The organism is Leptospira borgpetersenii serovar Javanica (assembly GCF_003046425.1).
Lineage (GTDB): Bacteria > Spirochaetota > Leptospiria > Leptospirales > Leptospiraceae > Leptospira > Leptospira borgpetersenii.
Map to the genome: position 1 here is coordinate 72,878 of NZ_QAJG01000003.1, position 26,742 is coordinate 99,619.

The window sequence follows — 26,742 nt, forward strand, 5'->3', positions numbered from 1 at the left end:
AGAAACTCGACACGAGGGAAATCATGTCTAAACAATTCGAAGGGAAAGTAGCGCTCGTCACCGGAGCTGCGTCTCCGCGCGGTCTCGGAAGAGCAATCGCAAATACAATCGCAAAAGAAGGAGGCGACATAGTTGTAGTCGACTTAAACAAAGAACATATCGAACAAGCTGCCGCCGACATCACCAAAGAATTCGGAGTAAAAACTTTAGGACTTTCCTGTAACGTAACCAAACCGGACGATTGCGACTCCGTCATTTCGGGTGTTAAAGAGAAATTCGGCAAACTTGATTTCCTCGTAAACAACGCGGGAGTTCTCAAGGATAACCTTTTTATGAGAATGTCCGAACAAGAATTCGATTTTGTTTTAGACGTAAACTTGAAAGGGGTTTTTCTAATGACTAAGTACGCTTCCAAACTTCTTCTCAAAGCGGAGTCGGGAAGAATCGTTAATATCTCTTCCGTTTCCGGACTTACCGGACAACCGGGACAAGCAAATTATTCCTCCTCCAAAGCCGGAGTGATCGCTCTTACAAAAGTTGCTGCGAGAGAATTTGCAGGAAGAAACGTTCTCGTAAACGCCGTTTGCCCCGGTTACGTTCAAACCGATATGACGGCTTCTTTGCCTGAAGAGGTTCAAAAAAAATTAACCGACCCTATGTTTATTCCTCTTCGAAGGCCGGGCACTCAACAAGAGATTGCAAACGCCGTGAAATTCTTTTTAAGCGATCAATCCAATTATATTACAGGTACATATTTGAGGGTGGACGGAGGTGCCGCGATCGGAATGTAATCGATCGTAGTTTTGTAAAGAATGGACGACGCACAATCGTCGTCCTCGAAAACATATCGTTCGTCTTTTAAATTTTATATCCTCTTTTTCTAGTTTATCTTCCGATTTCGTAAAACATTCGATCGTTTGCTCTTCCTATTAATGGATCTGTTGAATCATTCTACGATTGTAAGAGATTTTTTTCGTTCCTATTCGATAAAATTCTTCGTTTTCCGTCTTACTCGTCTCTGCAAATCCGTATATTGCCTTTCAGCGAGGTACAACGATGAGATCTGAAAAAAATCAAAAATGAACGTTAGCTGTCATTTAGGCGAAAATCGTCCTCATCTCTTTCCTAATTACAAGTTGTAAAAATAAAGGCGGAAACGACAACGCTTGAAATCCACTGCTGTTAGGGCTTATAACCGCCGGAACGGTGCAAATCAAATTGGAGTTCAGACTTTCCGACCAGAATACGTCAGTCGGCGAATTTTCAAACAGTTCTCAAAGTATGATCGCTATCAGTGTTTTGGCGACTCCGCCTGGATTGATTTCACTTCCAGAAATTTTTTGCTGACTTCAAACTCTGTAAATTTTGCCACAGATCCGAATTATACAAACAGAAATCGTCCGATCAACGCACTTGTAAACGGTCCGACAGGAGTTAAGGACTGAAGTTTAAAACTCTTCACGAAATCGACCTGTTATCGGCTAACGATCCTTATATTCTCATGGTCGATTTTAAATTTTCCGGAAACCCAAAAAAGGAAAACGTCCTTAGGATTGATCTGGTTTACTTTATCAAAAAGGTGAAACTGCAAGATTCTATCCCGGTTTCGGGACAAGTTCTAAGTCTATCAAAGAACCGTAAGTTGAGATTAAGGAATCTTTTGCAACCATGTCCGGCTTTTCGGGAAATCTTCCCTATCCTGAATTCTTTCTTGTAAGATAAATCTCTTGTGGAATGATATAAATTTAAATTTCGATAGAAAATAATTATGAAAGACCGAGCACCTCTATTTTGCGTCCGTAAGTGGTCCAAAGATAAAAAAAACTTTAAACTGGGATATATCGACGCTCAAGGACAATGGGTGATCGAACCAGAATATGATCGGGCCGAGGGCTTTCAAGAAGGTGTTGCGATAGTTGTAAAAGATGGAAAAAAGTTTTTAATCAACGCGCGGAACGAAAAGATCTTCGATGTTTCGGATAACGTAAACTTGTTCTCCTTTAGCAAGGGATTGGCGGTCGCGTATAGCGAAGTAAAGCCGCGTCGATTTCAATACGGATATATGAATTTATCGGGAGAATTAATCATACCTTTAGAATATGAAAGGGCCGAACCTTTCCGCGAAGGACGCGGTGTAGTACAATCCAGCGAAACTAAAAAATGGGGGGCCGTAGATTCATCCGGAAAACTTGCGATCCCACATAAATTTTTAAATGGAATTTACTTTCGGGACGGGATGGCGGTGACCGCGGAAGATTCCAGCGGAATGGGAGTGATCGATAGAAACGGTGCGTATATGGTTTCGCCTAAGTTCGAATCGATCGGTAGATTTAGTGAAGGTCTTGCTCGAGCAGTCGATAAGAAAACTCGAAAGTACGGATTCATCAACTCAAAGGGTGAATATGAGATCGAACCTACGATCTCTTATGCGAATGAATTTTCGAACGGATTTGCGGCAATGCACGATAAACAATCGAAGTGGGGTTATATCGATAAATCCGGAAACATAACGATTCCAACAAAATTTAATTCGACTGGAGATTTTTCCGAAGAGATAGCCGACGTGTTGACTCATAAATGGGGCTATATAAACAAATTGGGAGATTGGATCATTCAACCCGCTTTTACAAGGGCTTATCCCTTTTTAAACGGTATCGCAGATGTTGAAATCAAAAAGAAACACGGACTGATCAATCCTAAGGGTGAATTTATACTCGAGCCGATTTACAATCATATAGACAACACTCTTCCTACGCTGCTAAGAGTTACCTTATCTACCAATCCAAAGTCACCGAGTTTCGAGCAGTATTTCACAAGAAACGGAAAACTCGTCTGGAGTGAATTTGAATCCGTTCCGATGACTTCCCCATCGCCAAAGCGAAAAAAAATGACATCGTTATTCCGAAGGATCTTCTCGCCGACATAAAAGAAAGGACGCATAAAATCGTTTCGGATTTTTCTCAAAGCGACGAAACGGTGCGCAAATCGATTTCCCAGCTAACACAAATTTCATGGGAAGAAGTTTTTATTAAAACCGTGGATCAGTTGGATACAAATTGGAAAGAGTTAGGGACGGACCTCTCCGGAGAACTGAGCGGAGCGCTTTTCTTCTGGGATGATACGCAAGGAAATGTCGGTCTCTCTGTGTGCTTTGCGATCGATAACAACGATCCGGACGATTTACTCAACGAATTCGACGGAGGCGAAAGTGCGGTCGATTTCGATTTCGTTTTTTCCAAGGTTGTTCCCGCGTGCAAAGAATCGGAACGGATTCAATCATCGCTTAAAAATGAACTGCTCGACGTTCTTTTTGAAAAAGCAGTCGCATATTCTCTAACACGAACGGATTTTTTAAAGATCAAAAAAATGGATCCACTTTATATCTATCGAGCCTATGCGCACAACGAACCGCCAACGATCCTGTTCAAAGTCGGGAAAAACAAACCCGAAATTCTCGACGCGAAAGGATTCATTCAGCGGAGAATATTGAAAGATCATCCGTACTTTTCTCAAATCTTCGGCAAAGAAGAATGGGCCGAACAGTATCAAGACAAGTTCAATGAAATATCACAGGACGATCTGGCGGAAACATTAAATCATTTTTTATTCACTTATTGGAAAGAAGAATCAAAACCGGAATATATCAAAGCGATCGCCGAACTTCTACCGATTGCATCGAAGACGGTTCGATCCAATCGTTTGAGGCTTGTGCTTGCCGGATATTTTTCGATTGATAAAAAGCCCGAACTCGCACTACAACATTTGCGGGAACTCAAAGAGGAAGAACATTTAAGCACTCATTTTTTATGGGCGAGAGAATATTTTTCCTCACTTGAAGAAAATCCGGAATTCAAAGAAATCGTACAACGGGTTAAGGCAATGGGACGTTAGAAAAGACGATGTTCATATTGCTCTCCCTTGAATTGACAAAATCACAATCTCTCAAAATCGAAACGGTCATGGCGTCTCCATTTTTTCTCCCAAAACTCCGGTCACAATTCCTCCATACCAACGAAAGAATTTTAACTTCGAAAAAACCTTACGATAAAATTCTTCTTCGGAAAAAATACTTCCGAAATCGGAAATCGAATCCATTAAATATTTTTTCCGTACAAACGGATACGAAAACAATCTAGCCATCCAAGGCAGAAAAAACAGAAAATAAAATTTCCAGAAGACGGAAACAAATCCGACCGGTTTGGATAACTCCATAAAAACGAAAGTACCGGATGGTTTTAAAATTCGATACACCTCGTCTATCAGAAGAATTCGTTGCTCGGGTCTTAGCGTTTTGAGTCCGAAACTACAAGTCACAAAATCGCAATGACTGGATGGAATCGAAGAAGCAAGCGCGTTTTCGGTAACGTAAAAGATATGTTCTTCCCCGAAACGATCGCGCGCGACTTGAATCATTCCCCCGGAAACGTCGACACCTATGATCCTTTTACAACGAAAATTCTTTCTTAAAATTCCGATATTGTTTCCGTTTCCGCACATCAGATCGCAAACGATTCCGTCGTTTGTGGGATCCAAAATTTTCAGGAAACGTTTTCTCGCACGATTTGCGAATCCGAACGTGAGAATTTCCATAAAACCGTAACTTTTTGAAAATAGATCGAAGAACTTTCTCTGATTTTCGAAGTTTCCGGATAATATCATATTTTTAATATATTCTTAAATTAAGATTAATCGTTTTCAAAATGCGAATGAGTTCGTTCGGATTCTACTTTTTTCTTGACGTTGTTCAGAACGTGGCGATGCATTTCATCCATCAGATAATTTTCCCATAATTCCCAATAAAATTTAGGCCCCAGGTTATTTACATATTTCGTAGTCGCTACAAGTTTGGTTTTGTTTTCGGAAATCTCAATCAAACGAAACTCGCCGGACCGGGCCCAGATCTTTCCTCGAATGTGTTTCGGCTCGACCTCTCCGTAGAAGGAAGTTTCTTTCATGGTGACCTGGGGCTCCGGAAAGGAAAACGCGATCCGATTCCGATCCTCGAAAAAATCCACTCGAGCAGAAGTTTCCCCGTTCGTATAAACACAATGCAATATTCTATTTTTATCATATTTTAGAATTTCCATAAAAATCGGATAGGAAACTCCGTTGTGTAGAAAAAAATTCTCCGCTTCCCCGAACTTGAAGGGGGAACTGATCTTGTCCCAAATTTCTTTTTTGGAAGCGTCGATTTCCACCCAAGTTTCCACATTATGCAAATCCAATTCCCGATCGTTTTGATCGTAGACATATGCGGATATGTTAAAGAATAAAATCGTAAGTATCAGCAGATATTTGGACCAAACTCTTAGACAAATCACTGAGCCGAACGCAGTCCCTAAGAATAGAAAAAAGTAAACAACAGGAAGAGCCATAAGCACACAGATCAATCCTTCCTTTGCGTAGAATAAAAAAACTAAAATGGAGATAACCGTTAGTATGAGCGTGGTTTTAAATATATAAGAGAAAGTTCGAGTGACCTCTTTTGTGAAAAAAGAAACTAAAAATCCGCTCAATATCCCCAATGAAAACGGATACGCCACAAAAAGAACGAATCCGTATTGCTCATTCAAGGCCCAAAACGGAGCGGAAATTAAAAAGAATAGAAGTGCGGCCGTGATCAGACAAGTTATAATGATTTTTTTCGTTTTAGAAATTTGATTTTCCGATTCCATACATTTTCCTCGATTGATCCCGGTCTTTGAAAAATACGAAGTTTTCCAAAACTAAAAATGAATTTAAACGGACGTCATTTTCCATCAATAGTATTTCCGAACGTGTTCAAAAATATTATTTTTTTTCGATGGAGTGATAATTTTCAATTTCTAATCCGTTCAAACCCCTTGAAAAGCAATTCTAAACGATATAAGATCGAGGAAGGATAACCGAAGAATAGAATTCTTTTCGGATTTGTTTCGAGAGCCGACAGAACCCGTCTCAAAATTTCGCAAGCGATCCGTGAGCTTATTCGGCGCAAATGCTCCGTCGATTTTGGTTTTAAATTCCACTTCAACTGGAAGCGCAACTTCTACCCTACGCCTCCGTGAAACGGAAGTCATAACTTGCAAAAAATAGAATATACAAAAATTAAACCAAGTCGAGCTCGCTTAATTCGATACACACTCGTATCCTCCCTCCTAGATTCCGATTCCCTTATCGACCCATCTCCCTATCATTATGGTTTTCTCGCATAAAATGCAAATTTGCAAAAAGACGTTTACTACGGTTTTTGTTAAGAACTATCTCAGAAATACTTTATCTTTGCTTAAAACGCCAATTCGATCATCTAAAATATTCTTGAGTAGTTTCTAATAACTCCGGGAATTCCACACCGCATTTGCGACAAAATCTTCGAAATTGCGGAAACTTCCCTGCATTTCATTTACAAAAAAATTTTAAACTGTATAAGTTCCCACATTCTTTTTTTCCCTAAAAAAGAAATACATTTCACGAAGACGATTCGATTTTCCTTTTATAGTTCCGACTGGAATCGATCCATGATTCATAATCTCCGGAGGTTTAAACACACTTGAAGTTATATCATAAATTTTGAATGTAATAATGTAATTTTTGCGGAAACGATTTTTCCGAGAACCGAAACCTTGCTTTGATTTAAACTTGCACTTAGAGCGGATCTCAGAATGTAAGAACTACGAAGATTTTCAATCGCAGAAGACAATTGAAAGGACAACGGAATGCTCGGAGCAAGAGCTCGGCATTGACTCCGTTTCATCTTTCGTTTTATTTTTATGGAAAAACAAACAATTTTTCACTATATAGCCATCCACAAGCATATTCTTTCTAAATTTTGAATATACGGACTATACTCTGAATATTTTAAATTCTTTTCCTTACAAAAATTGAAACAGGTTTCAAGAAAAATTTTCGGTTTTATAGAATCAATCTTTTATAAAGAACCACCACAATTAAAATAACGAACCGTGTCCGTTTTTCATCGTTTAACAAATCTTAAATATAAAAAACGAGTTGAGTCCTTTTTTTATATGAGAAAAATTTGATCTTATGAAAGCCAAAGATTTAGCAAAAACGCTCGGAGTAGTACTTAAGGGCAACGGAGAACTGGACGTCAACGGAGTCGGAGACATTGAAAACCGTTCGAACGTTTTACCGGATCGAATTTATTACTTCGAAGCAAAAAAATATTTTAGTTCTAATCCGAAAGCGAAGCAGGTTCAATTGGCGCTGACCATTCCTTCTTTGGCCGATGAGTTTACCTCGGCATTGATCGTACCGGAACATGAAGCAAGACTGAAATTTATCAAGTTACTTTCTCTCTTTGAAAAGAAACCAAGACTCCCCACTACTTTGATCTCAGACAAAGCGAGTATTCATGAAAGTGCTCGATTAGGAAAAAATGTTACGATCATGGACTTTGTCGTAATCCAGGAAAATGTGGAAATTGGAGACAATTGCCAAATTTATCCGAACGTCATCGTGGAAAGCGGGGCTAAGATCGGAGAAAACACGGTATTGAAATCGGGAGTTGTGATTGGTTACAATTGTATTCTTGGAAAACATAACCTCATTCATTCGAATACCGTAATCGGAGCGGACGGTTTCGGTTTTTATGATCAGGGAGGAGTACGTTATAAAATTCCTCAAATCGGAAATTCCGTGATCGGAGACTATGTGGAAATGGGCGCTTGTTGTACTGTGGACCGTGCGACGATCGAAACTACAACTGTCGGAAATCATACGAAATTCGACGATCATGTTCATATCGCTCATAATTGTAGAGTCGGAAACTATGTCTATATTGCCGGTGGCGCAGGTCTTGCCGGTTCTGTTACTCTGGAAGATGGAGTTATCATAGGAGGTCGTGCGGCGATCATGGGAGGAATCACGATGAAAAAAGGATCGATTCTGATGGGAATGTCCGGTCTTGGTGAAGATACTGCCGAGAAAGCCGCTTACTTCGGTTTTCCCGCAAAGCCCGCCTTGGAAATGCATAGAATTCACTTCTCCCTGTCTAAACTTCCCGAACTTGTGAGAGAACATAGGAATCGTTCTAAGAACTAAGAGCCATCAAACGACCCATGGAAATGAAGATAATCAAGTTTACAACACCGCTTTTGCGGTGTTGTTTTTGGTTTTTACACCGTAGCTATTTTAGAGACTAAAAACACGACAAAAGTTTCCGAAACAAGTAGTCGCAGCAGACTTGCATTTTAGAGAATTACAATTCAAATGATTAATATTTCTCTAAAATATTATTTTGCAATTCTGTCATCCGAACGTAGCAGCTTCTACAGATTATGCCGTATTGACAATTTTTCCCATCGTTCCAAATCGTAGTAGTTCCTACATTTTGAGATTAGAAACGGGCTCTCTATTACTTTAATCGGAGTAAAGGTTGAATCCGTTTTTCAATTTCTGAAATTGGTAAAAGAGAGCTATTACTATGTTATCGGATACTAGTGCAAAATTTTACGTCCTCCTTGTAATTGCCATGATTTCCTGGGGTTTTGCCTGGCCTTCCGCAAAGCTCATCGTGGGAACTCAACATCCGAACGTGATTATCTTCTGGAGATTTTTAGCGACCGCACTCTCTCTTCTCCCAGTCGTTTTCTGGAGAAAAGGATTTTTCCGTTTACCGAATTATAAAGTTTTATTTCAGATCACAATTGGTGGAATTCTCTATACCATCTACAATCAGTTCTTTCTTCTAGGTTTGAAAAATGGACTTGCAGGAGCAGTCGGAGTTCTCGTAACCACAATGAACCCGATTTTTACGTACGTGTTCGTACATTCCTTCCAAAAGAAGTTGCCTTCCGCTCGGGAAGGAATCGGACTTTTATTAGGTCTAGTCGGAGGTTGTATTCTACTTAGGCTTTGGGAATTCGATTTGAATTCTTTATTCCGATCCGGGAATATTTTTTTTCTTCTTTGTGCGGTTAGTTGGGCCTTCTTAAGCATGAATAGTCACAGTACGGGACAGACAATTTCCCCGCTTGTGTATAGCTTTTATGTTTTTGCAATCGGAACAATCCTAGATTTATTTCTCGCGTTTCCTTACGGAGTGGAAAATGCTTTGAGTTCCGGGCCTTATTTTTGGTTTCATATTTTTTATCTCTCCGTGATCTCTACAACTTTCGGAACCACGGTTTACTTTTTTGCCTCCACCAAATTAGGTTCGAAAGTTGCGAGTTCGTTTATCTTTTTAGTTCCAGTCACAGCTCTTTTGGGAAGTTGGATTTTTCTAGATGAATCTCCGAATCTTACAACTATGATCGGAGGCACTTTTGCCGTACTTGCAGTTTTTCTTTTGAATCGAAATCAAAATGATGAAAATAAAAAGAGTGGAATTTGAAATTCCAATCAGAAATTAGGATCTTTGTAAAAAAACAGTTTTCAAAAATAAACTTTCAGACCTCTTTCCATTCGAGTAAATCGTAGTCACAAAGTAAAAAATGATTATCGAAAAATACGTCATTCCAATTTAAATTCCCGAAAAAACGCTGGCTTAACGTTAGTTCAATGCAAATAACGTGAATTCGATATAAGGTTCAACTGGGACAGAACCTTGCAGCTTGATCTTTCTGACAAAGTAGAAAACTAAAACGCGTTCGCTTCCTAAGTGGCGCTCGGGTAACTAAAGCATTTCGCTTCTATTGGCGCTCGACGGAATTTAGGGACGCGCTGTAAGAAAGTTCGGGCAAATCGCTCATAAATTTCATAATTGAAACACTTTCGTAGAAAGCGTTTCAATTGGATTTTTCAAACTCAATGCCGCACTCTACCATAACGTTACCCACAAATTAAGAAGGCTTTTGGGATCATAAGGATCAAAAACTGATATTTTTCAAGTGTTCCGACAAGAATGAGGCTTTTTACTTGCAAGAAGTATGATTTTGTGGTAAAGAAAACCTCCCGAGTCTTCCCACCGCCTCTCCCCTCCACCCAAAATCAGGGTGGGGCGTAAATTTCACAGAGGATTTGTAGTAATTCCGACAGATTTATCTTCAGATCCAAGTATTTGTGGGTAAGGTTATGGCACTCTACGGGTCGCAGCATAGTAATCGTTTTCGTATTGGTTATACCGAATTCACGTTATTTACAGCTTATCCTGAATTCGAATTCTTTAATGCCAGCCCCTCTTCTTGCAAATATATCGTGGAATAACTGACAGATATTTACGACGGAACCTTTTCCCAATTTTCTTTTCGTCGGGAAAAGATTCGAGACGATTTTACAATCGATAGAGCATAGTTCGTATCCTTGAGAATGAATTCCGTAATGAATACCAAGAATGCTTTGAGATTTATAATTGTTCAAGAGGAGCTACTTGCTTATTTTTAACCCCAACGGCTTTTGTAATAATAAACTCCAGACGGAGCAATTCCAAAACCTTCCGGATGTTCGACCACGAACCTGGACTCTTTCAAATCCTCCAGATGGGGTCTGAGTTGATGTGCAGGTTTGGCAGTATTGATTTCCAAAGTCTCCATAGTCATCATCTTTCCCGATTGAGAAGCGTGATAGATATCTTGAAAGATTTGAATTGAAAGAGAATTCATATGGGCCCGCTTTTTATCCTTCAAGAAGTACTTCTTTGTGTCAAAAAGATTTTACTATCCGGACATATGAAAATAGTATCAAAAATTAGCGGACAATTTTTGCAAAAATATAGAAGTTCTCAAAACTTAAGTCGAGTTCGGAATTGTCGGCTCTTTTGAAGAAGATCCAACACTCTAACTTTTGAAATAAACTCATCATAGTATTGTTCTCATACGTCCGAGTAGTAATTTCCTTTTCAAATATTCCTATATAGAACTTGAAAAACTTACGAGCCATTTTTCCTCAAACACCGCCTTTGATAATTGCATTCATTACAAACTTAGAATTTCTATCACTACAATGTATCATGGATACTTAGAACCGGTCTTAAAACTTCTACAGAAATATTCATTTTGAATTTTTCATAAAATGAAAAGTTCTCTCCCCTTTGACGATCATCGGCCTTCGAATAGGTTTTATTATTGTCAAGCTTTCGTGGGAGTTCCCACATTTTGGAGGTTTTGAGACCGGCTCTAAGTCTGAATATGGATTTGCTTCAAGATACCTAACTATGTAATAAATCCGAATTTTTTGCTTTCGGTTTCTTATGACTTTCATTAAGATTAAGGCTCAAGGGAAAATTCCAGGACCAGGTTTCATTTTTTACGTTAGTGTTCACTCTAAAGATTTACAAAATGATTTATTTCATTTCTTTCCAAAGAAAAAGAATGGAAAATGATTTTGCTTTATACGATAATCATGTTTATGATCCCCGAAAATCAAATACCTGAAACAAAAAATCCAATTGAACTGGTGGAATTTCTCTCGAAAGAAATAGAAAATCCCTCTTTTGATGAATGGCTTTCCGAACTTGCAAACAAGGCAATCGAAAACGACAAGTTCGTGTGGAGTTTTTTATACCAAGTAATGCGTAACGCAGATTCAGGTAGACTTTCTTGGGGTTATCATAAAAGACTTCTTTCAGGCGTATTTCAAATTCTTTCCAGGATCGGGGACAATCGTGCATATCGTATCATGATCAATTATGTCAAATCTCTAGATCGCCAGATTCCGATCGGGGCTTTGGAATTGATCGCGGACTTATTACCTTCTTTTTCCGAAGTGGATTTAGATGAGATTTTGAAAATTGCCACCAACCAAGATCCTCTCAAATCGGCTTTTGGAATTTTAGCTCTTTTCCAACTGATCGTTCAAGGGAAGATTCCTTTCGAAAAAACGGAAATGACAAAAGAATTTCTCAAAAATTATAAAAACTATGTCTATTATTTGGATTCGGTGGTCGAACAATCTTTGGACTATCTCAAAGCTCAGGAAGAGCCGAATCTCCTTACCTTCTTCAACGAGATCGCCGTATAACGTTATAGAGACATTTCATTTTTCCGATCTTTCAAAAATGAGAATTGGAAATAATCGTTTTTTTCTTAACCCCACATTGTGGGGAAAAAAGAGTAAAGTCAGAACTATTCCACTGACATCTAAAACATAGAAACTTCAACCGAAATGTAACAACAATAAAATCTATTCGAAAACGAATAAAAGCCCGCCCAAAACCTGAACAAACCAGTTCTAATCATTCGTAATAAAACGTAGGAATTCCCACAAATTACATTTCTTTGAAAAAATCCATGGCTTTCGAACAAATTTTATTGTTGTTCGAGTCTCTGTAGGAATTCCCGAATCTGAGATTTTGAAATAGAACCTTCATTCAATCTCCTAATAGTGTGACCCCCTGCCAGTTTTCAGGAACTCCAAACCTACAATTGTGCACGGACTTTTCCAAATATACTCTTGCCGCTTGATCAGCCCGGTTTTTTTCCAGGATTCGATTAAAAACGACACATGCCTCCTCGAAATGTTTCTCTCTAAACAAAAGGATCCCGCGCTCGAATTCCTCCCTTGTATTCATATAACAATCGATTAAATTTTCCGGGAGTCCATTGAACACCTCCAAAACAGTATAAACACTTCTTTGATCCCGAATCTGAATCCGGTCCACAACCCGATAGAAATACTCGGATGAATTTGTTAAGCGAAATAGAGTAGAATCAGTAATCAACAGGGAAGATTCGTACATTCTCGAAAGTTGCCCTATTTTTGAAGCAACGTTCACAGAAGATGAAATGACGGTACTTTCCATTCTTTCCGCTTCTCCGATGGTTCCCAGTAAAATCGGTCCGGTATGGATCCCACTTCCGGAACGGATCGGATCCTTGCCGTTGGCGATTCTTTCTCGATTAAATTCCCTTAAAATTCGTTGAATTTCGACCGCACTTTCCAAAGCCTTTTCAGGTTCGGGAGGGAATAACGCTAAAAAAGCTTCTCCAAAATATTTATCAATAAATCCATCTCTTTCACGAATCACCGGACCGACTCTACCTAAAAAAGAATTGATGAATTTAAAATTCTCCTTTCCTGTCATCTTTTCGGAAGAATCGGAAAAAGTTCGGACTTCGTTATAGAGGAGACTCATTTCTTCTTCCGCAATATCCCCGAGTTTAATGTCCAGAACATCATGTTTATTTAATATTCTTAACAACTCCTTCGGAACGAAAAGTCTGTAAGAAGAATTCACCTTTTTTAAACTTTCAGACACGTCCTCCACGGCATTGAAAGCCATAGAATACCTCTTAGCTAGAAGATAAGCTTCAGAAAATATGAGAGCGATCAATCCGAAAGGAGCAAGAATAAATGTAGGTATAATTCTTTTATTATAAAAGATATCCTGACTATATGCAAGAAAGACCGCGAAAATTCCGATCAGGATCGCGATCGCACCGGTTTTTTTCCGGATTAATGCGAGTGCCAACACGTAAAACCCGACCGCAAAACATAAAAACGTAAACACGTAATAGTATTCGATGGTCCCAGTAAAGAAAACAGAATCCTGAGAAACGACGATCAAAGAGAAAATCGCAGCGATAAAAACGACAATATAATGAATTTCTTTTTTAAGCTCCTCCGGAAATAAAGCTCTCAAAAACGCCGACGTAATCGGAGGAATCAGATAGAAACTTAGGTAAACGATCCTCATATGAACAAGATACGGAACACCGGGGAAAATCACTTGAATGAGATTTTGTTCGGTACTGATTTCTCTGAAACAAAACACAAAACAGAGGACCCCGAAATACAAAAGAGCCGCGTCCTTCTTTCTTAAAAAATAAAGAGTGAAATGATACAACGCCATCGCGATTAAAAACCCGAGAAGAAAAACGTCTACAGTCATCCTTTTTTCTCTGAGTCGAATGATTTGATCCTCATTTCCAAGTATCAAACGCGCAGTCAATCCGCCTCTGGCGTGATAAAAATTAGAAATGGGAATTCGAATTTGAAATTCCTTTTTTTGAATTTGAAAAGGTAAAATTTTTACGTTCCATTCGGGCGTGGATGTGTCCAAAGTTTTTCCGGGAATACCTTGAGCCCCGATTTTAACCCCATCGACCCAAACCTCGTATGCTGTTTCGGAGGTTTCCGCTAAAATCGCAAGATTCGTCGAACTTAGATCTTTAGGGAGAATCACTTTCAAAAAATATGTTGCAATTTCAATTCCGGGATAATTTTCTCCATGCGGCTCTTGGATTCGAGTCCAAGCTTTGGGAACGGGCATGAGTCTATTTTTTTCTGGGTTTATTTCCGGATCTTCAACAAATTCTTTCCAACGAAAAATCCAATCTCCTTGCAACGCGACTGGACCGTATTTTTCAAAATTCCAAGAAGAAAGATCGATAACTCCCGAAACAACGGAAACTTGAGGACGTTCCAATTCTAACGTACATTGATTTAAAACAAAAAAGAGTCCGAAAAAAAGTAAAATTTGTCTTTGGAAAAAACTAAATCGTATCATGAAACTTTTCTTAATTTTCCTCTCCAATATTGAAGTCGGTCAAGTTGAATATTCCACTTCCACACATCAGAAGCGTATTTCCATTCGATTACCTAAAGAAACGGTCTACAAGTATGAACGTCTTCGAGATACTACCATAGTTTATCGTTTTCCGCAACCCCGTAAAGACAATACGAAGTTTACTTGAAATTTCTCTGTTCGTAATTGGAAATTTTATTTTCAAATTCTTTTTCGTATCCATGGACATAACGGATAAAAGTTAGAATATTCATTAAAAACAATTAAACAATCATATCTTTTGACTGAATTCGATCCAAAACCTCACAACCCATCCTTTTTCTCGATCGAACGCATCCAATCCATCACAGATCCGGACAATCCACCACCCATAATTGATTACCCGAATCGATAAAAGTATCATATCAAAAAATACAAGGAAACATCACGTAGTTTAATATACTTCCTTGGAAGCCTTCAAAGCAAATCCATCAACAAATTTCGAAGCAATGGCCAACGAGTAAATATAATTCATTCTCAGATAGATAAAAAAGCATTTTTGAAAATTATTTCCAGAACAATACGGAAGATGCTCCGAGCTTACGATAGGCGGATCCAAAGAAAAGCGAATAAAATACATTAAATAATCATAATTCTATATCTGAAATCGATATTTTCAGAATGTCTCTGCATCAAACTCATGGAGGAATTCGCAGGGAAAAATTTTTAAAATTGTTCAAGGATTTCTACAAACAAATAATGTGGGTTACTACTCGGACGCATGAAAATAGTACCAAAAATTAAGATGGGATTTTTATAAAAATGCGGCAAGTCCTCGTAAAATCGCGTCTAATCCGGAATTGCGAGCTTTTTTTGAAAAAGATCGAATATTCTAACTTTTGAAATAAGCTCATCATAGTATTTTTTTCATGTGTTCGAGTAGAACTACTCATAATTATATAATAAAGTACCTAATATTTTGCATGGAATCAGTGTTTTGCGATAAAATTAACGGTACTCAATTTTATAGAGATGAGTAATGCGAACGCTATTTCAAACTCAAGCCGCAGAGTTTTCCTGAACTCAATGGATCGTTTCCTACGGGTCCGCTCCGAAGAACTAAAGCGACTCACTCCCTGAATGCGGATCCTTAGAAAGGCATTCGCTGAGTTTCCTGGATCGTTCGACAAATCGCACTCTATAATAAATTGTAACTAGAGACGAAATATTACATTACGTTTTTTTCATGCAACTTATTGACTGGAGCCGGCCTTTGTTTGCTAAGACTGGATTCGCCCAAACTTTTTATAAAAGCCTTTTTCAAAAAACCGATGTGAAACTTCTACATTTTGTTACGCACTGTTTGAATAGTCGTGCCTAAAAAATAGTCGAAATGATCAATATCATGAGTTCGTGGAGAAAGTTAAGAAAACCTTTCTAAAGGTAGAAATTCCTATATTTGCCAAGATAGAACTTTGGTTATCTTCGGTTTCTAAAGACTAAAAATATGGAAGTTCTCACATTTAATTTTGAGTCTGTCCGAAACCTCGAAATCTACGAAATTTAACGACAATAAAATCCGTTCGAAAACCCATAGAACCACTTAAGGGAACGCAATTTGTGGAAACTCATACACTTTTATTACAAACTGATTCAATGATTTGTAATTGATTTCTTTTTAAGGCTTTGAAACGGGCTTTAAGTCCAAAGAGAACAATTTTCCTACAGTTCTTGTCTATTTTGAAAAGTGCTTCATTGCCGTTCAATTTTTGAGGCCATTATCTTAAAAAGCAAATTTAACCTCGCAAACGACTTTCCAAAGAAAAATAAAACACACATACCCGAAAGATACCTAGATCATATGAGAATTTACTAATGGTTGGAAGCAAAAAATTCCGAAGTAGAAACACTCGCCTTAGCGGAACAAACTTTATAGTTGGAAGCGGTCGGGCAAGAAGCGGTACCGCCTACTTTACAACCTTTGTCCTGACATTTCTTTCTGTTATCAAATGTATCGGAACCAATATATCTGCAATAGTCCCTACAATGATCCGCGGACCCGGAAGTGCAAATATAACAACCATCTGCAAAAAGATTTTCGATCAGGGATAAAGAAATTAGAATCATAAAAATAAAAAACAAACTTTGAAACTTTTTCATACCTTAACCTCTTTGTTTTTTGATCATAATAATCCAAATTTCTCTGTAAAGATTAAAAAAACGGTTTCAGTTCAACATAGGATCTTTTGTGTGTTCGACAAAATACTTATAAATCCCGCCCTTGCTTTTGAGAGCTTCCTGCCATGTTGTTTCAGGATCTTGATTTAAGACAAAATCTTTTGTGGCTTCATGCACTACCCAAGACTTACGATTCATCTCAGTTTCCAACTGTCCGGCACTCCAACCGGAATATCCTTGGTATACGTGAAACTTAGAAGTGGATTTCAATAATTCCAGGAGAGTATCGTAACTTCTCGCAAGATATAAACCAGGAATCACTTCAATTCCGGGCTGAGAAATTTTATTGTCTTCGTGCAACACTGATATAAAAGTAGGATCCACAGGACCGCCGGAATAAATCGGAAGAGTATGACTAACGTGATCCGGAATTCCTTGGATTACGTCTCCGATGAACGCCTTCTGTTTTTTATTCAGTACCAACCCGAAAGCGCCTTGATTGTCATGCTCCACCATTAAGATAACCGTTTGGTTGAAATAGTCCATAACGATCGAAGAGTTGGAGATTAGAATTTTTCCGTTATAAGTTTCTTCCATATTTTAACCAGTTTTAGACCGGATTACTTTTTAGAAGTTCCGTGGATTTCAGAAAGAATTTGATAAGTGATTTCTAAAGTGGAAACGTCGGAATTTCTATTCACAATCGGATCCGTTTCTTTTCTGATACAACGGATAAAATGTTCCTGTTCTTGTTTGAGCGGATTATCCTTATGAACAAAAATCTTTTCCACAATCGATTCTTGCCGATACTTAATCTCTTCGGATAAAAGAAGAATATCGGAAGTAGCTTGTCTATGCAGTTCGATTTCCTGATCCGTAAAATCGAGCATAATATATACGTCTTTCTGAGTGATATTCAAGGTTCTAATTTTCGCTTGAGTCGTTCTGGACGCGGTAATACTTGCGAGACATCCGTTCTCAAATTCAAGTACGACGTTTGCGACATCCTCGTGAGCGGACAATACTTTGGTCCCCGAAGCGGAAAGCTTTTTAACGGGAGAATTGACCAGATTTAACACGATATCAATATCGTGAATCATCATATCAAGAACGACGCCCACGTCTTTGATTCTCGGATTAAAAGGTGCAAGCCTTCTCGACTCGATAAGTAAGGGATCTTTTACAATTTTACCTAATTCTAATACTGCACCGTTGAAACGCTCCACATGACCCACAAGAAGAATTAAATTTTTGTCTGCGGCAATTTTTACGAGTTCTTTGGCCTGCTCGGTAGTTTCCGCAATTGGCTTTTCAACTAATACGTGTTTGTTGGCTTGCAAAGCTTTCTTTGCAATTTCGTGATGTAAAAAAGTGGGAACAGCGATAACTACCGCATCCGTTTTTGAGATCAAATCGTCGATCGTAGAGAACGACAAAGTTTTGTGTTTTTCCGCGATTTGTTTTGCTCTTTCTAAGTCCGAGTCATAAATTCCAACCAGGGTTGCGTCGTTAAGGGTTTTGGCAACATTTACGTGATACTGCCCCATATGACCGGTTCCGATCACGCCGAGTTTAACTCTTTCTGTCATTGTATTTCCTTTTAGTTTTGCGATCAGGTTGTGTTATTCGAAAAATGTCTTCTCGACTTTTTACAAAGGTTTGTCCTAAAAATTTTACGGTTTGGTAATTTCTCATCATTAAGAAATAGATAAGATTAGGATTCACCTTTAAATAACCTCTAAAAAATCCGAAGACAGTGATCGTCTAATTAAATTCCTAAATGAAGTTATCATTTTGTGATCATCAAATTCATTTTATAGAGATACTTTAGTAAAAACCGATCTTTTTTATATTCTCAAATTAAAGAATGAAAAAAGACCGAATTCTTTTTACTTTGTAAAGATTTTTCCTTTGGATCCGGGAATGTTTTCTCCGGACTCCCTTGCAAACTCTTCTATCAATTCTCTTTGTCTTCTCGTGATCTTTTTCGGAATTTCGATCTTCACAACTACGTGCTGATCTCCTTTTCCATAAGCACCGAGATACGGCATTCCGTGGCCTTTCAACCGGAACACTTGACCGGATTCTGTTCCTTCCGGAATTTTCATTTTAGCCTTTTTACCGTCGATTGTCGGCACTTCGATTTCCGCTCCAAGAATCGCTTGAGCCAAAGTAATTTTCCGAACGAGAATCAGATCGTTTCCTTGGCGCTCGAAAAGTTCATGTCTCTTTATATGAGTGACCACATATAAATCTCCGTGAGATCCGCCGTTCGGTCCTGCCTCCCCTTCTCCGGATACTTTGAGTCTGGAACCGGTTTCGACTCCCGGAGGAATTTTGATATTGATCGTTCTACGTTTTTCTTGAAGACCTTGGCCGCCGCAAGTTTTACAAGGATTAGAAATCGTCGTCCCTTTTCCTCTACAAGTAGGGCAAGTAGTTGCCACGGAAAAAAATCCCTGCGTTCTTCTAATCTGACCGGAACCGCCGCAATCCGGACAAGTAGTTGGCGAACTTCCTTTCGCCGCTCCGGAACCGTTGCAGTCCCCACAAGATTCCAATCGAGGAATTTCGATCTTATATTCCCTGCCGAGTGCGGCGTCTTCTAAGGAAACTTCTAAATTATAACGTAGATCAGAACCTCTTTGCGAACCGGATCTTCTTCCACCGCCGAAACCGCCCCTACCGCCACCGAAGAAATCACCAAAGATATCCCCAAAGTCTCCAAAAATATCAGAGAAATCAGTGTACGCGCCTTGACCAAATCCACCCGCCCCGGCTCCGACACCGGCCTTTCCGAATTGATCGTAAGCCTGACGTTTTTTTGGATCCCGTAAGATCTCGTAGGCTTCAGTGGCTTCTTTAAATTTTTCTTCGGATTCCTTATTACCCTTGTTCTTATCGGGATGATATTTGATAGCCAACTTACGATAAGCGGATTTGATTTCCTCGTCGTTAGCGCTCTTGGAAACCCCAAGAATATCATAGTAACTTCTTTCACTCATTGTTTAATTCCAAACTTGCGTTGAATGTTTCGTTCTTACTTTCCGACTCTGTTTTCAACACTTTCGATGATTCCAAAAAACCGAGTAAAAAGTTTTTAGTTTTATACGCGGTTTGTATTCAAAGTTTTTCGATGTTCCAAAACTTAAATTCTACTCCGTAAAATAAATTTCCAAAATCAAGAACCACAGTCATCAAAGCCAGGATTTTGCAACCTACGATCGTTATGTGGGTACGTTACACATACGTTTAAGTTTGATTATAGAATTTTAGTTCACCATCGTGAGAATTCTCACAACGGTGAAGCCTAAATCGACTCGCAAAACGATAACTATTGGATCTGATGATTCTCCTTCATTTACGAACTGGACTTCAAAGAACTTGCACGTGCTCTTTACGAATCGTTTCGAAAAACTCACGTGTCATGTTCTTTACGAATTGTTCCACGTTTACTTTTTCTCATCGTCCACCACGGTGTAATCCGCGTCGACGACCTTTTCTCCGTTGTTCCCAGAGTTGCCTTGATCGTTCTGTCCTTGATCGGGACCGGTTGATCCTGCGGCCTGTTCCGCACCGGGTGCGCCTTGTGAATAAACCTTAGTAGCGATATCGGAGGCAATTTTAGAAATAGAAGCTTTCGCGGATTCCATTCTTGCTTTATCGTTACTTTCGATCGCTTCGCGCGCGCGCTTGACTTCGTCCGTTGCAAGTTGTTTTTCACTTGCTCCGATTTTATCCCCGGCTTCGTTCACAGTCTTTTCAAGAGAATAAGCAAGCGTATCCAACTCGTTTTTCGCTTCAATCACTTCTCTTTGGGCTTTGTCCGCTGCTGCGTGAGCTTCGGCGTCCTTGACCATCTTTTGAATTTCGTCTTCGGACAATCCAGAAGAAGATTCGATTCTGATTTTTTGCTCCTTACCGGTCCCAAGATCTTTTGCCGACACGTGTACGATTCCGTTAGCGTCTATGTCGAAAGTAACTTCGATTTGAGGAACCCCTCTCGGTGCAGGCGGAATTCCGATCAGATCAAAACGGCCAAGAGTTCTGTTCGCTGAAGCCATCTCTCTCTCGCCTTGAAGAACATGAATCGATACTGCAGATTGGTTATCCGCCGCAGTAGAAAATACCTGGGATTTCTTCGTAGGAATCGTAGTGTTTCTTTCAATCAGTTTGGTCATCACCCCGCCGAGGGTTTCGATTCCGAGAGAAAGAGGAGTCACGTCGAGAAGAAGAACGTCCGAAACCTCTCCCGCTAATACTCCACCTTGAATCGCAGCTCCAACCGCAACTACTTCATCCGGGTTTACGGATTTATTCGGTTCTTTTCCGAAGATCTGTTTAACAAGTTCTTGAACCGCAGGAATCCGAATCGAACCACCCACTAAGATCACTTCATTGATATCGGAAGCCTTTAAGCCCGCATCACGAAGGGCATTCTCACAAGGAATCCGAGTACGATCGACAAGGGACTTGGTCAGTTGATCGAACTTAGCTCTGGAAAGAGTCATATCCAAGTGTTTCGGACCGGATGCATCTGCAGTGATAAACGGAAGATTGATCTGGGTAGACATCGTCCCAGAAAGCTCGATCTTCGCCTTTTCAGCGGCTTCTTTCAATCTTTGAACTGTATTCTTATCCGCAGAAATATCGATTCCGGTTTGATTCTTAAATTCGGAGATCATCCATTCCATGATCGCCATGTCGAAGTCATCTCCTCCGAGGTGAGTATCTCCATTTGTGGATTTTACTTCGAAAACTCCATCGGCAAGCTCCAAAATGGAAATGTCGAACGTTCCACCACCAAGGTCGTAAACCGCGATTTTAGAATTTACGTTTTTCTTATCGAAACCGTAAGCAAGAGCGGCCGCGGTAGGTTCGTTGATGATCCGTTCCACTTCAAGACCCGCGATTCTTCCCGCATCCTTAGTCGCTTGACGTTGTTCGTCATTGAAGTAAGCAGGAACGGTAATCACAGCCTTGGTTACTTTTTGGCCGAGATAGTCTTCCGCGGTCTGTTTCATTTTCATGAGCACACGGGCTGAAATTTCTTGAGGAGTGAATTCTCCCGCGGAAGTTTCGAATTTCACCCCCTCGTTACCGGAACGAATGACCTTATAGGAGACATGTTTCATTTCGGATTCACATTCGCTGATTCTACGTCCGATAAAACGTTTCGCGGACCGGATCGTATTTACCGCGTTAGTGATCGCCTGGTTCTTTGCAAATTGGCCGACCAAATTCTCTCCTTTTGCGGTAAATGCTACGATGGAAGGAGTTGTTCTCGCTCCTTCTGAGTTTTGAATAACGACCGGGTCACCACCTTCCATAACGGAAACGACCGAGTTAGTAGTTCCTAAATCGATACCTATAATCTTTTCTTTGGACATTGTTTTTCTCCTTTATATTTCCCTGAGATTCTAATCATGATTTCGGTTTACCGATTCGAACCCTTGCAGGCCGAAGCGTAAACTTGTCTTCGTTTTCCTTGTAGTAATAGCCGGCTTGATACACGTCTATGACGGTTTCTTCCGAGTATTGGTCCCCCTCTTCCGAAGAAAGAGCTTCCATCGACATCGGATCGAAGGATTCCCCCTTCGGATCGAAACGAATTACATTCGATTTTTCTAATACGGCGTAAAACTCCTTGAGAATCATCGCAACACCTTCCACAAAAGGTTTTAATTCCTCCGATGGACTTTGAGTCGCGCCGACCCTTTCCAAGTTATCGATCGGATTCAAAAAACCGCTCACAAGAGACTTGACCGCTTCCTTACGGATCGAAACAAATTCCTGTGCGGAACGACGTTTGAAGTTTTGGAATTCGGCTCTTTCTCTAGCCCAAGAATCCTTCAAGGATTCAACCTCTTTTTTTGCGGCATCTAATTCGCTTTGCAGCGAAAGTTCCGAATCCGCGGCTTCGGCAGCTTGAGCCTGCGTCGATTCAGTTGTTTGTGTTGATTCTTCAGAATTCATATTCTCTAATTTAGTTTCCTCTAATGTTATTGACCGAGAATTTTTCTCGCTGGCCTTTGCTTCTTCCGAAGTTTTATTTTCCGAATTCGATGTTTCGGCCATACATTACTCTCCCTTATTTACTAATGCGAGTCACCATTTCGGAGACGAGTTTCGACGTAAAGTCGACGAGCGGTAAGGCTCTGTTGTAATCCATTCTCTGCGGTCCTATGATTCCCAATGCTCCGATCTTCTTTTCCCCCATCTTATAGTTGGAAGTGATGATGGAAACGCCGGACATACTTCGATTCCCGTCTTTTCCTATGATCGTATATACTCCGTCCTGATCGATGTACTCGGAGAAAAATTCCTTCAAAAATCCCTGATCATCTAAAAGAGAAAGGACTTGAGAAAGTTGCTGTTCTTCGTCCCTAAAATTCGCGTAAAGATTCTTAAATCCGTCTATATACAAAGTAACTTCGGAATTATCCGGGTTCATAGCGGAAGACAATAGTTCCGCAATTCTTGTAAAATCCTCGGGTCCATCTCTTCGAACCATAAGATTCGGAATGACTACATTCTGAATTTCGTATATATCATAACCTTTCAAATTGTCGTTCAGATATTTAGAGACTTGATACAAGGCTTCCTGGGAATAATTCCGATCCACGAAAATATTTCTGTGCAGAACAGTTCCGGATCTCATCACGAGAATCATCAATATCTCGTCTCCACGGACGTGGATCAATTCGAGATGTTTTAGAGTGTCCAAATTTTTCGCCGGACCGATCACAATTCCCGCCGCATTGGACAGGGAAGAAAGCACCGAAGCGGTAGCCTTCAAAATTTGATCGAGTTTAAACTGCATCTTCAGATATTCTTGCTGGATCCGTTGTTTTTCTTTGAGAGTCAGCTCGTATAGAATTACCAGCGAATCTACATAAAAACGATATCCTCTTTCCGTAGGAATTCTCCCACCCGAAGTATGTTTGGACGCAAGATAACCGTAATCTTCCAAATCCTTCAGCACGGTTCGGATCGAAGCAGGAGAAAGTCCAATATCGTGTTTATCAAAAAGGGTTTTCGAACCTACAGGACGATTCTCCTGGATAAACTCGTCTACAAGGGCTTTTAGAATTCTTTTATGACGTTCTGTGAGATCCATTTTTCTGGCACTCTGAATGTTAGAGTGCTAATTCATACAATTAGTTTCCGAATTCCTACGAAAAATGTCAAGGAAGAAAGTAGTTTCATCTTGTTTTGAGTGCAAAAACCTCGTTTTTTTAGCATTGAAAAGACGAGAGTGCCGGAAAAGGACAACTTAAGCGACACAAATAGTTTCTATCCTTACACTTTGAAGGAGTAAATTGTATTTTTCTGGATTCAATTTTGCGGGAGTTCCTAGGTTTTCTAAGGATAGTTATTAAGACCTATACGGCCTTGTTAACCCGAAACGCCGATCGATAGAAAAGCCTTTCACTTGGGTTTCCTTATGTCCCGCTTAGAAAACTTAAATTCGAATGAATCGACACATTAAAAGAAGCATCCATAAAGAGAAAAATAGATTTCAAAACGTTATAAGACCCAATAATCCTGGGGGGCAGGACCTTACACTGAACCAGATTTCAAATTGTTCCTACTACTCAGAATATCATAACCAGTTTGTTTCAAAAGTTAGAATATTCACTTCTTCAAAAAAGCTGATCATTCTGAATTCGGCGCAATTTTGTGAGGACTTCTATATTTTTGCAAAAATTGCTCGTTAATTTTCGGTGCTATTTTTATGCGTCCGAGTAGTTCAAAAACATTATGAAAAAGATAATTTACTCGCTCCGATAAGTGAAACTTTTAATATTTTAGAATTTGCATCTCGTCCAAGAATAGGAAGAATTAATTGGCAGCGTGTCCAAAATTTACCGAGGATCATAAAAAGCGAAAAAATGAATTCCTTTTTATTTCATCAAAAATATCAAGCCCTTACTAGTCTGACTTCTCACATGTTTTTAAGAACTTGTCCCAAAACTTGAAAAGAAATCAGCACAATCATTTCATAAGCTCGTAATAGAGCGTGAGAATTCCCGCAGATCATGTTCCTTGGACAGTTTATCGGTTTTCAAATGGACCTATTGTTGGAACACTTTTGTAGGAGTTCCCACATCCGAAGTTTTGGGACAAGTTTTAAATTCAAATTACAAACTCTAAGGATTATTCGATCAAATTGCCACGATCGTCTTTTATCATAGCAATCGAGGAAGGAAAAATTTCATTCTTATGTCGGCTGTAATTTCGAAACATCACTTTTCGAAATCAAGGTTTCGGTCGATTCTGTAAAAAGAGAATGAAATCCCACAAAACCAGACTTACAATTTTATTTTCTTTTCTCTGTATTCTCTTCTGCATCCTCATCGGGAGGGTCGTTTTTCTCACATTTTGGAACGAGCGAGAAGTAGTTCTAAAAACCGGAGATCGAATCATGCGAGGTGCAATCTATGACCGAAGAGGAATCGAACTCGCGATGACCGTCGATTCCGCCACGATCGGAATCTATCCCGCAAACATCTATGATCCGAACTTTACCGCGGTTCAGTTGGCTCCGTATTTGGACATGCCTCCTGAAAAAATCGAAGCTATAATCCGGGAAAAGAGTCGTTATTTTCTGTTAAAGAGAGAGATCGACGAATCTCTCGGAAATAAGATTATGGAACTTTCTCTACCCGGAGTACGAAGAGAAAAAGAATACAAACGAGTGTATCCACACGGAAACCTCGCGTCCAGTCTTGTAGGTTTTACGGGAATGGACGACGACCGCGCCCTCTCCGGTTTGGAAGTCCAATACAATCAGGAACTAATGACTCCGACCGAATCGGATTCTTCGAGAGGAAGTAATCTTCATCTAACGATCGACGGCCTGATTCAATACAAACTCGAAAAGGCTCTCGGTAAACGATTCGAAGAAACCGGCTCGAAAAAGGCTATCGGGATTTTGATGGATATCAATACCGGAAAAATCTTAGCGTCCGCTTCCTTCCCGGCATTCGATCCCAATCAATATAACGAATCCGGAGAAGACTCCCATACGAACTGGGCGATACGTCACGTTTACGAACCCGGTTCCACGATGAAAATTTTCCTGGCCTCCGTTCTATTCAATGAAAATCTAATACGTCCGGACGAAAAATTCCACTGCCCCGGGTACGTGGAGCTCGGTAAAACAAAGATCAAATGTACGAATGCGCATGGACATCTGAACTTAGAGGAAATCCTACAGTATTCTTGCAACGTGGGAATCATCAAAGCCTCCCAAAGAATCCCCGAAGCTTTACTTTATGATTACATGAAGAAGTTTCAATTCGGAGAAAAGACGGGATTTTTACCGAACGAATCAGCAGGTTATTTTCCTCCTTTGAAAAAATGGACCCCTGCAACTTCCATGTTTATGGCGATCGGACAAGGTATCTCGGTGACCCCTATTCAATTAGTCGCTTCCGCAGCTTCGGTGGCCAACGGCGGAAGGATGCTGACTCCCCGGGTCGTTTCTCATTTCAGCGACTCTTACGGAGCAATTCTTCACGAATTTAAAACTCAAGAAACTCCGATCGGAATTCGCGAATACACGACGGAAAAGATTCTCAAAGCGATGACAAGAGTTGTTCAATCCGGAACGGGAAAAAACGCCTACATTCAAGAATATTCCATCGCCGGTAAAACGGGTACGGGCCAAAAAGCTATATCAGGAAAAGGTTATGTAGAGGGATTATGGTCGGCTTCTTTCCTGGGTTTTTTTCCCGCAGAACGACCCAAAATCGTAGGATTGATTCTTTTTGACGAACCAAAAGGCGGCACACACTCGGGAGGCGGCCTCGCAGCCCCCGTTTTCAAAGAAGTTGTCGAGAATATCATTCCTATCATAGAACAAGGGGAAAGGACCTTAAATGTTTCTTTAAAACATTTTCAAAGAAAAAACCTAAAAGGAACTAACGTGGGAGAAATTCCGAATCTCATCGGAAAAAGTAAACGGGAAGCTCTGGAAATTTTAAGACCCTCGGGAATTCCGATTAAGTTTCATGGAAGCGGATTTTGCTATAAACAAGAACCTGACCCCGGGAAAAAAACCGAAGACGGAAGACTGAATCTGTATTTCAAGTAAGTGCTATATTCTTAAATGATAATGCAGCCTTCCACGAATGAATCGATCCTTAAAAAAAATCTGAAAAGTTTGTCCGTATTCA

General features: G+C 39.8%; 20 protein-coding genes. 8 read left to right on the forward strand and 12 right to left on the reverse strand.

Annotation, left to right across the window (positions count from 1 at the left end; genetic code table 11):
• The first annotated feature begins 23 nt into the window (after positions 1 to 23).
• From CLV95_RS03130 to CLV95_RS19210, 4 genes are all read left to right on the forward strand, one after another.
• On the forward strand, positions 24 to 791 hold the full coding sequence (locus CLV95_RS03130; RefSeq protein WP_002735533.1) for a beta-ketoacyl-ACP reductase: 768 nt from the start codon (positions 24 to 26) through the stop codon (positions 789 to 791).
• A gap of 710 nt (positions 792 to 1,501) precedes the next feature.
• Positions 1,502 to 1,717: a hypothetical protein gene (locus CLV95_RS19715; protein ID WP_002726623.1), complete on the forward strand. Its 216-nt coding sequence runs from the start codon at positions 1,502 to 1,504 to the stop codon at positions 1,715 to 1,717.
• 51 nt (positions 1,718 to 1,768) lie between these two features.
• A complete protein-coding gene (locus tag CLV95_RS19205; protein WP_002735580.1) occupies positions 1,769 to 2,926 on the forward strand; it encodes a WG repeat-containing protein in 1,158 nt (385 codons plus the stop codon).
• A 50-nt stretch (positions 2,927 to 2,976) separates the two neighbouring features.
• The gene (locus CLV95_RS19210; RefSeq protein WP_002735617.1) at positions 2,977 to 3,891 is read left to right on the forward strand and encodes a hypothetical protein; all 915 of its coding nucleotides are present in this window, start codon (positions 2,977 to 2,979) and stop codon (positions 3,889 to 3,891) included.
• 66 nt (positions 3,892 to 3,957) lie between these two features.
• Here the strand turns inward: CLV95_RS19210 and CLV95_RS03145 are convergent, their stop codons facing one another.
• From CLV95_RS03145 to CLV95_RS03160, 3 genes are all read right to left on the reverse strand, one after another.
• Entirely contained in the window at positions 3,958 to 4,659 is a 702-nt protein-coding gene (locus CLV95_RS03145; protein WP_002726632.1) for a class I SAM-dependent methyltransferase, read from the reverse strand.
• A gap of 26 nt (positions 4,660 to 4,685) precedes the next feature.
• The gene (locus CLV95_RS03150) at positions 4,686 to 5,675 is read right to left on the reverse strand and encodes an ABC transporter permease (protein ID WP_002726617.1); all 990 of its coding nucleotides are present in this window, start codon (positions 5,673 to 5,675) and stop codon (positions 4,686 to 4,688) included.
• A gap of 860 nt (positions 5,676 to 6,535) precedes the next feature.
• Positions 6,536 to 6,733 (reverse strand): hypothetical protein, encoded by a 198-nt coding sequence (locus CLV95_RS03160; RefSeq protein WP_016749454.1) that lies wholly within the window; start codon positions 6,731 to 6,733, stop codon positions 6,536 to 6,538.
• Positions 6,734 to 7,023: 290 nt separating this feature from the next.
• Here CLV95_RS03160 and lpxD point away from each other — a divergent pair, with 290 nt between their 5' ends.
• Positions 7,024 to 8,040: a UDP-3-O-(3-hydroxymyristoyl)glucosamine N-acyltransferase gene (lpxD, locus tag CLV95_RS03165; RefSeq protein ID WP_002726605.1), complete on the forward strand. Its 1,017-nt coding sequence runs from the start codon at positions 7,024 to 7,026 to the stop codon at positions 8,038 to 8,040.
• Positions 8,041 to 8,422: 382 nt separating this feature from the next.
• Entirely contained in the window at positions 8,423 to 9,331 is a 909-nt protein-coding gene (locus tag CLV95_RS03170) for a DMT family transporter (protein ID WP_016749453.1), read from the forward strand.
• A gap of 985 nt (positions 9,332 to 10,316) precedes the next feature.
• Here CLV95_RS03170 and CLV95_RS03175 read toward each other — a convergent pair.
• Complete coding sequence (locus tag CLV95_RS03175) at positions 10,317 to 10,538, reverse strand: hypothetical protein (RefSeq protein WP_016749451.1); 222 nt, start codon at positions 10,536 to 10,538, stop codon at positions 10,317 to 10,319.
• Between the two features lie 745 nt (positions 10,539 to 11,283).
• Here CLV95_RS03175 and CLV95_RS03185 point away from each other — a divergent pair.
• Positions 11,284 to 11,895, forward strand: coding sequence for a hypothetical protein (locus CLV95_RS03185; RefSeq protein WP_002735625.1), 612 nt, complete (start codon positions 11,284 to 11,286; stop codon positions 11,893 to 11,895).
• Between the two features lie 349 nt (positions 11,896 to 12,244).
• Here the strand turns inward: CLV95_RS03185 and CLV95_RS03190 are convergent, their stop codons facing one another.
• The 8 genes from CLV95_RS03190 to hrcA form a co-directional block, all read right to left on the reverse strand.
• Positions 12,245 to 14,383, reverse strand: a complete 2,139-nt coding sequence (locus tag CLV95_RS03190; RefSeq protein WP_002735536.1) for an adenylate/guanylate cyclase domain-containing protein — start codon at positions 14,381 to 14,383, stop codon at positions 12,245 to 12,247.
• Between the two features lie 1,869 nt (positions 14,384 to 16,252).
• On the reverse strand, positions 16,253 to 16,540 hold the full coding sequence (locus CLV95_RS03205; RefSeq protein WP_002723288.1) for a hypothetical protein: 288 nt from the start codon (positions 16,538 to 16,540) through the stop codon (positions 16,253 to 16,255).
• Between the two features lie 66 nt (positions 16,541 to 16,606).
• Complete coding sequence (locus tag CLV95_RS03210) at positions 16,607 to 17,155, reverse strand: YqgE/AlgH family protein (RefSeq protein WP_002723273.1); 549 nt, start codon at positions 17,153 to 17,155, stop codon at positions 16,607 to 16,609.
• Positions 17,156 to 17,178: 23 nt separating this feature from the next.
• Complete coding sequence (locus CLV95_RS03215) at positions 17,179 to 18,147, reverse strand: Gfo/Idh/MocA family protein (protein WP_002723284.1); 969 nt, start codon at positions 18,145 to 18,147, stop codon at positions 17,179 to 17,181.
• A gap of 300 nt (positions 18,148 to 18,447) precedes the next feature.
• Entirely contained in the window at positions 18,448 to 19,563 is a 1,116-nt protein-coding gene (gene dnaJ / locus CLV95_RS03220) for a molecular chaperone DnaJ (protein WP_002723290.1), read from the reverse strand.
• Between the two features lie 447 nt (positions 19,564 to 20,010).
• Complete coding sequence (gene dnaK, locus CLV95_RS03225; RefSeq protein ID WP_002735597.1) at positions 20,011 to 21,948, reverse strand: molecular chaperone DnaK; 1,938 nt, start codon at positions 21,946 to 21,948, stop codon at positions 20,011 to 20,013.
• Positions 21,949 to 21,982: 34 nt separating this feature from the next.
• Complete coding sequence (grpE, locus tag CLV95_RS03230) at positions 21,983 to 22,636, reverse strand: nucleotide exchange factor GrpE (protein WP_002723296.1); 654 nt, start codon at positions 22,634 to 22,636, stop codon at positions 21,983 to 21,985.
• Between the two features lie 13 nt (positions 22,637 to 22,649).
• Positions 22,650 to 23,678: a heat-inducible transcriptional repressor HrcA gene (gene hrcA, locus CLV95_RS03235; protein ID WP_002735581.1), complete on the reverse strand. Its 1,029-nt coding sequence runs from the start codon at positions 23,676 to 23,678 to the stop codon at positions 22,650 to 22,652.
• 1,173 nt (positions 23,679 to 24,851) lie between these two features.
• Here hrcA and CLV95_RS03245 point away from each other — a divergent pair.
• The gene (locus CLV95_RS03245) at positions 24,852 to 26,660 is read left to right on the forward strand and encodes a penicillin-binding protein (protein WP_002735600.1); all 1,809 of its coding nucleotides are present in this window, start codon (positions 24,852 to 24,854) and stop codon (positions 26,658 to 26,660) included.
• The last annotated feature ends 82 nt before the right edge of the window (positions 26,661 to 26,742 follow it).

Bases quoted from the DNA above. Each gene is read 5' to 3' on its own strand.
- CLV95_RS03150 (WP_002726617.1), bottom strand. From the start codon at position 5,675: ATGGAATCGGAAAATCAAATTTCTAAAACGAAAAAAATCATTATAACT.
- grpE (WP_002723296.1), bottom strand. From the start codon at position 22,636: ATGGCCGAAACATCGAATTCGGAAAATAAAACTTCGGAAGAAGCAAAG.
- CLV95_RS03205 (WP_002723288.1), bottom strand. From the start codon at position 16,540: ATGAAAAAGTTTCAAAGTTTGTTTTTTATTTTTATGATTCTAATTTCT.
- CLV95_RS03245 (WP_002735600.1), top strand. From the start codon at position 24,852: ATGAAATCCCACAAAACCAGACTTACAATTTTATTTTCTTTTCTCTGT.
- CLV95_RS19205 (WP_002735580.1), top strand. From the start codon at position 1,769: ATGAAAGACCGAGCACCTCTATTTTGCGTCCGTAAGTGGTCCAAAGAT.
- CLV95_RS03130 (WP_002735533.1), top strand. From the start codon at position 24: ATGTCTAAACAATTCGAAGGGAAAGTAGCGCTCGTCACCGGAGCTGCG.
- CLV95_RS03210 (WP_002723273.1), bottom strand. From the start codon at position 17,155: ATGGAAGAAACTTATAACGGAAAAATTCTAATCTCCAACTCTTCGATC.
- lpxD (WP_002726605.1), top strand. From the start codon at position 7,024: ATGAAAGCCAAAGATTTAGCAAAAACGCTCGGAGTAGTACTTAAGGGC.
- CLV95_RS19715 (WP_002726623.1), top strand. From the start codon at position 1,502: ATGGTCGATTTTAAATTTTCCGGAAACCCAAAAAAGGAAAACGTCCTT.
- dnaK (WP_002735597.1), bottom strand. From the start codon at position 21,948: ATGTCCAAAGAAAAGATTATAGGTATCGATTTAGGAACTACTAACTCG.
- CLV95_RS03170 (WP_016749453.1), top strand. From the start codon at position 8,423: ATGTTATCGGATACTAGTGCAAAATTTTACGTCCTCCTTGTAATTGCC.
- dnaJ (WP_002723290.1), bottom strand. From the start codon at position 19,563: ATGAGTGAAAGAAGTTACTATGATATTCTTGGGGTTTCCAAGAGCGCT.
- CLV95_RS03190 (WP_002735536.1), bottom strand. From the start codon at position 14,383: ATGATACGATTTAGTTTTTTCCAAAGACAAATTTTACTTTTTTTCGGA.
- hrcA (WP_002735581.1), bottom strand. From the start codon at position 23,678: ATGGATCTCACAGAACGTCATAAAAGAATTCTAAAAGCCCTTGTAGAC.
- CLV95_RS03215 (WP_002723284.1), bottom strand. From the start codon at position 18,147: ATGACAGAAAGAGTTAAACTCGGCGTGATCGGAACCGGTCATATGGGG.
- CLV95_RS03145 (WP_002726632.1), bottom strand. From the start codon at position 4,659: ATGATATTATCCGGAAACTTCGAAAATCAGAGAAAGTTCTTCGATCTA.
- CLV95_RS03185 (WP_002735625.1), top strand. From the start codon at position 11,284: ATGATCCCCGAAAATCAAATACCTGAAACAAAAAATCCAATTGAACTG.
- CLV95_RS03160 (WP_016749454.1), bottom strand. From the start codon at position 6,733: ATGAAACGGAGTCAATGCCGAGCTCTTGCTCCGAGCATTCCGTTGTCC.
- CLV95_RS03175 (WP_016749451.1), bottom strand. From the start codon at position 10,538: ATGAATTCTCTTTCAATTCAAATCTTTCAAGATATCTATCACGCTTCT.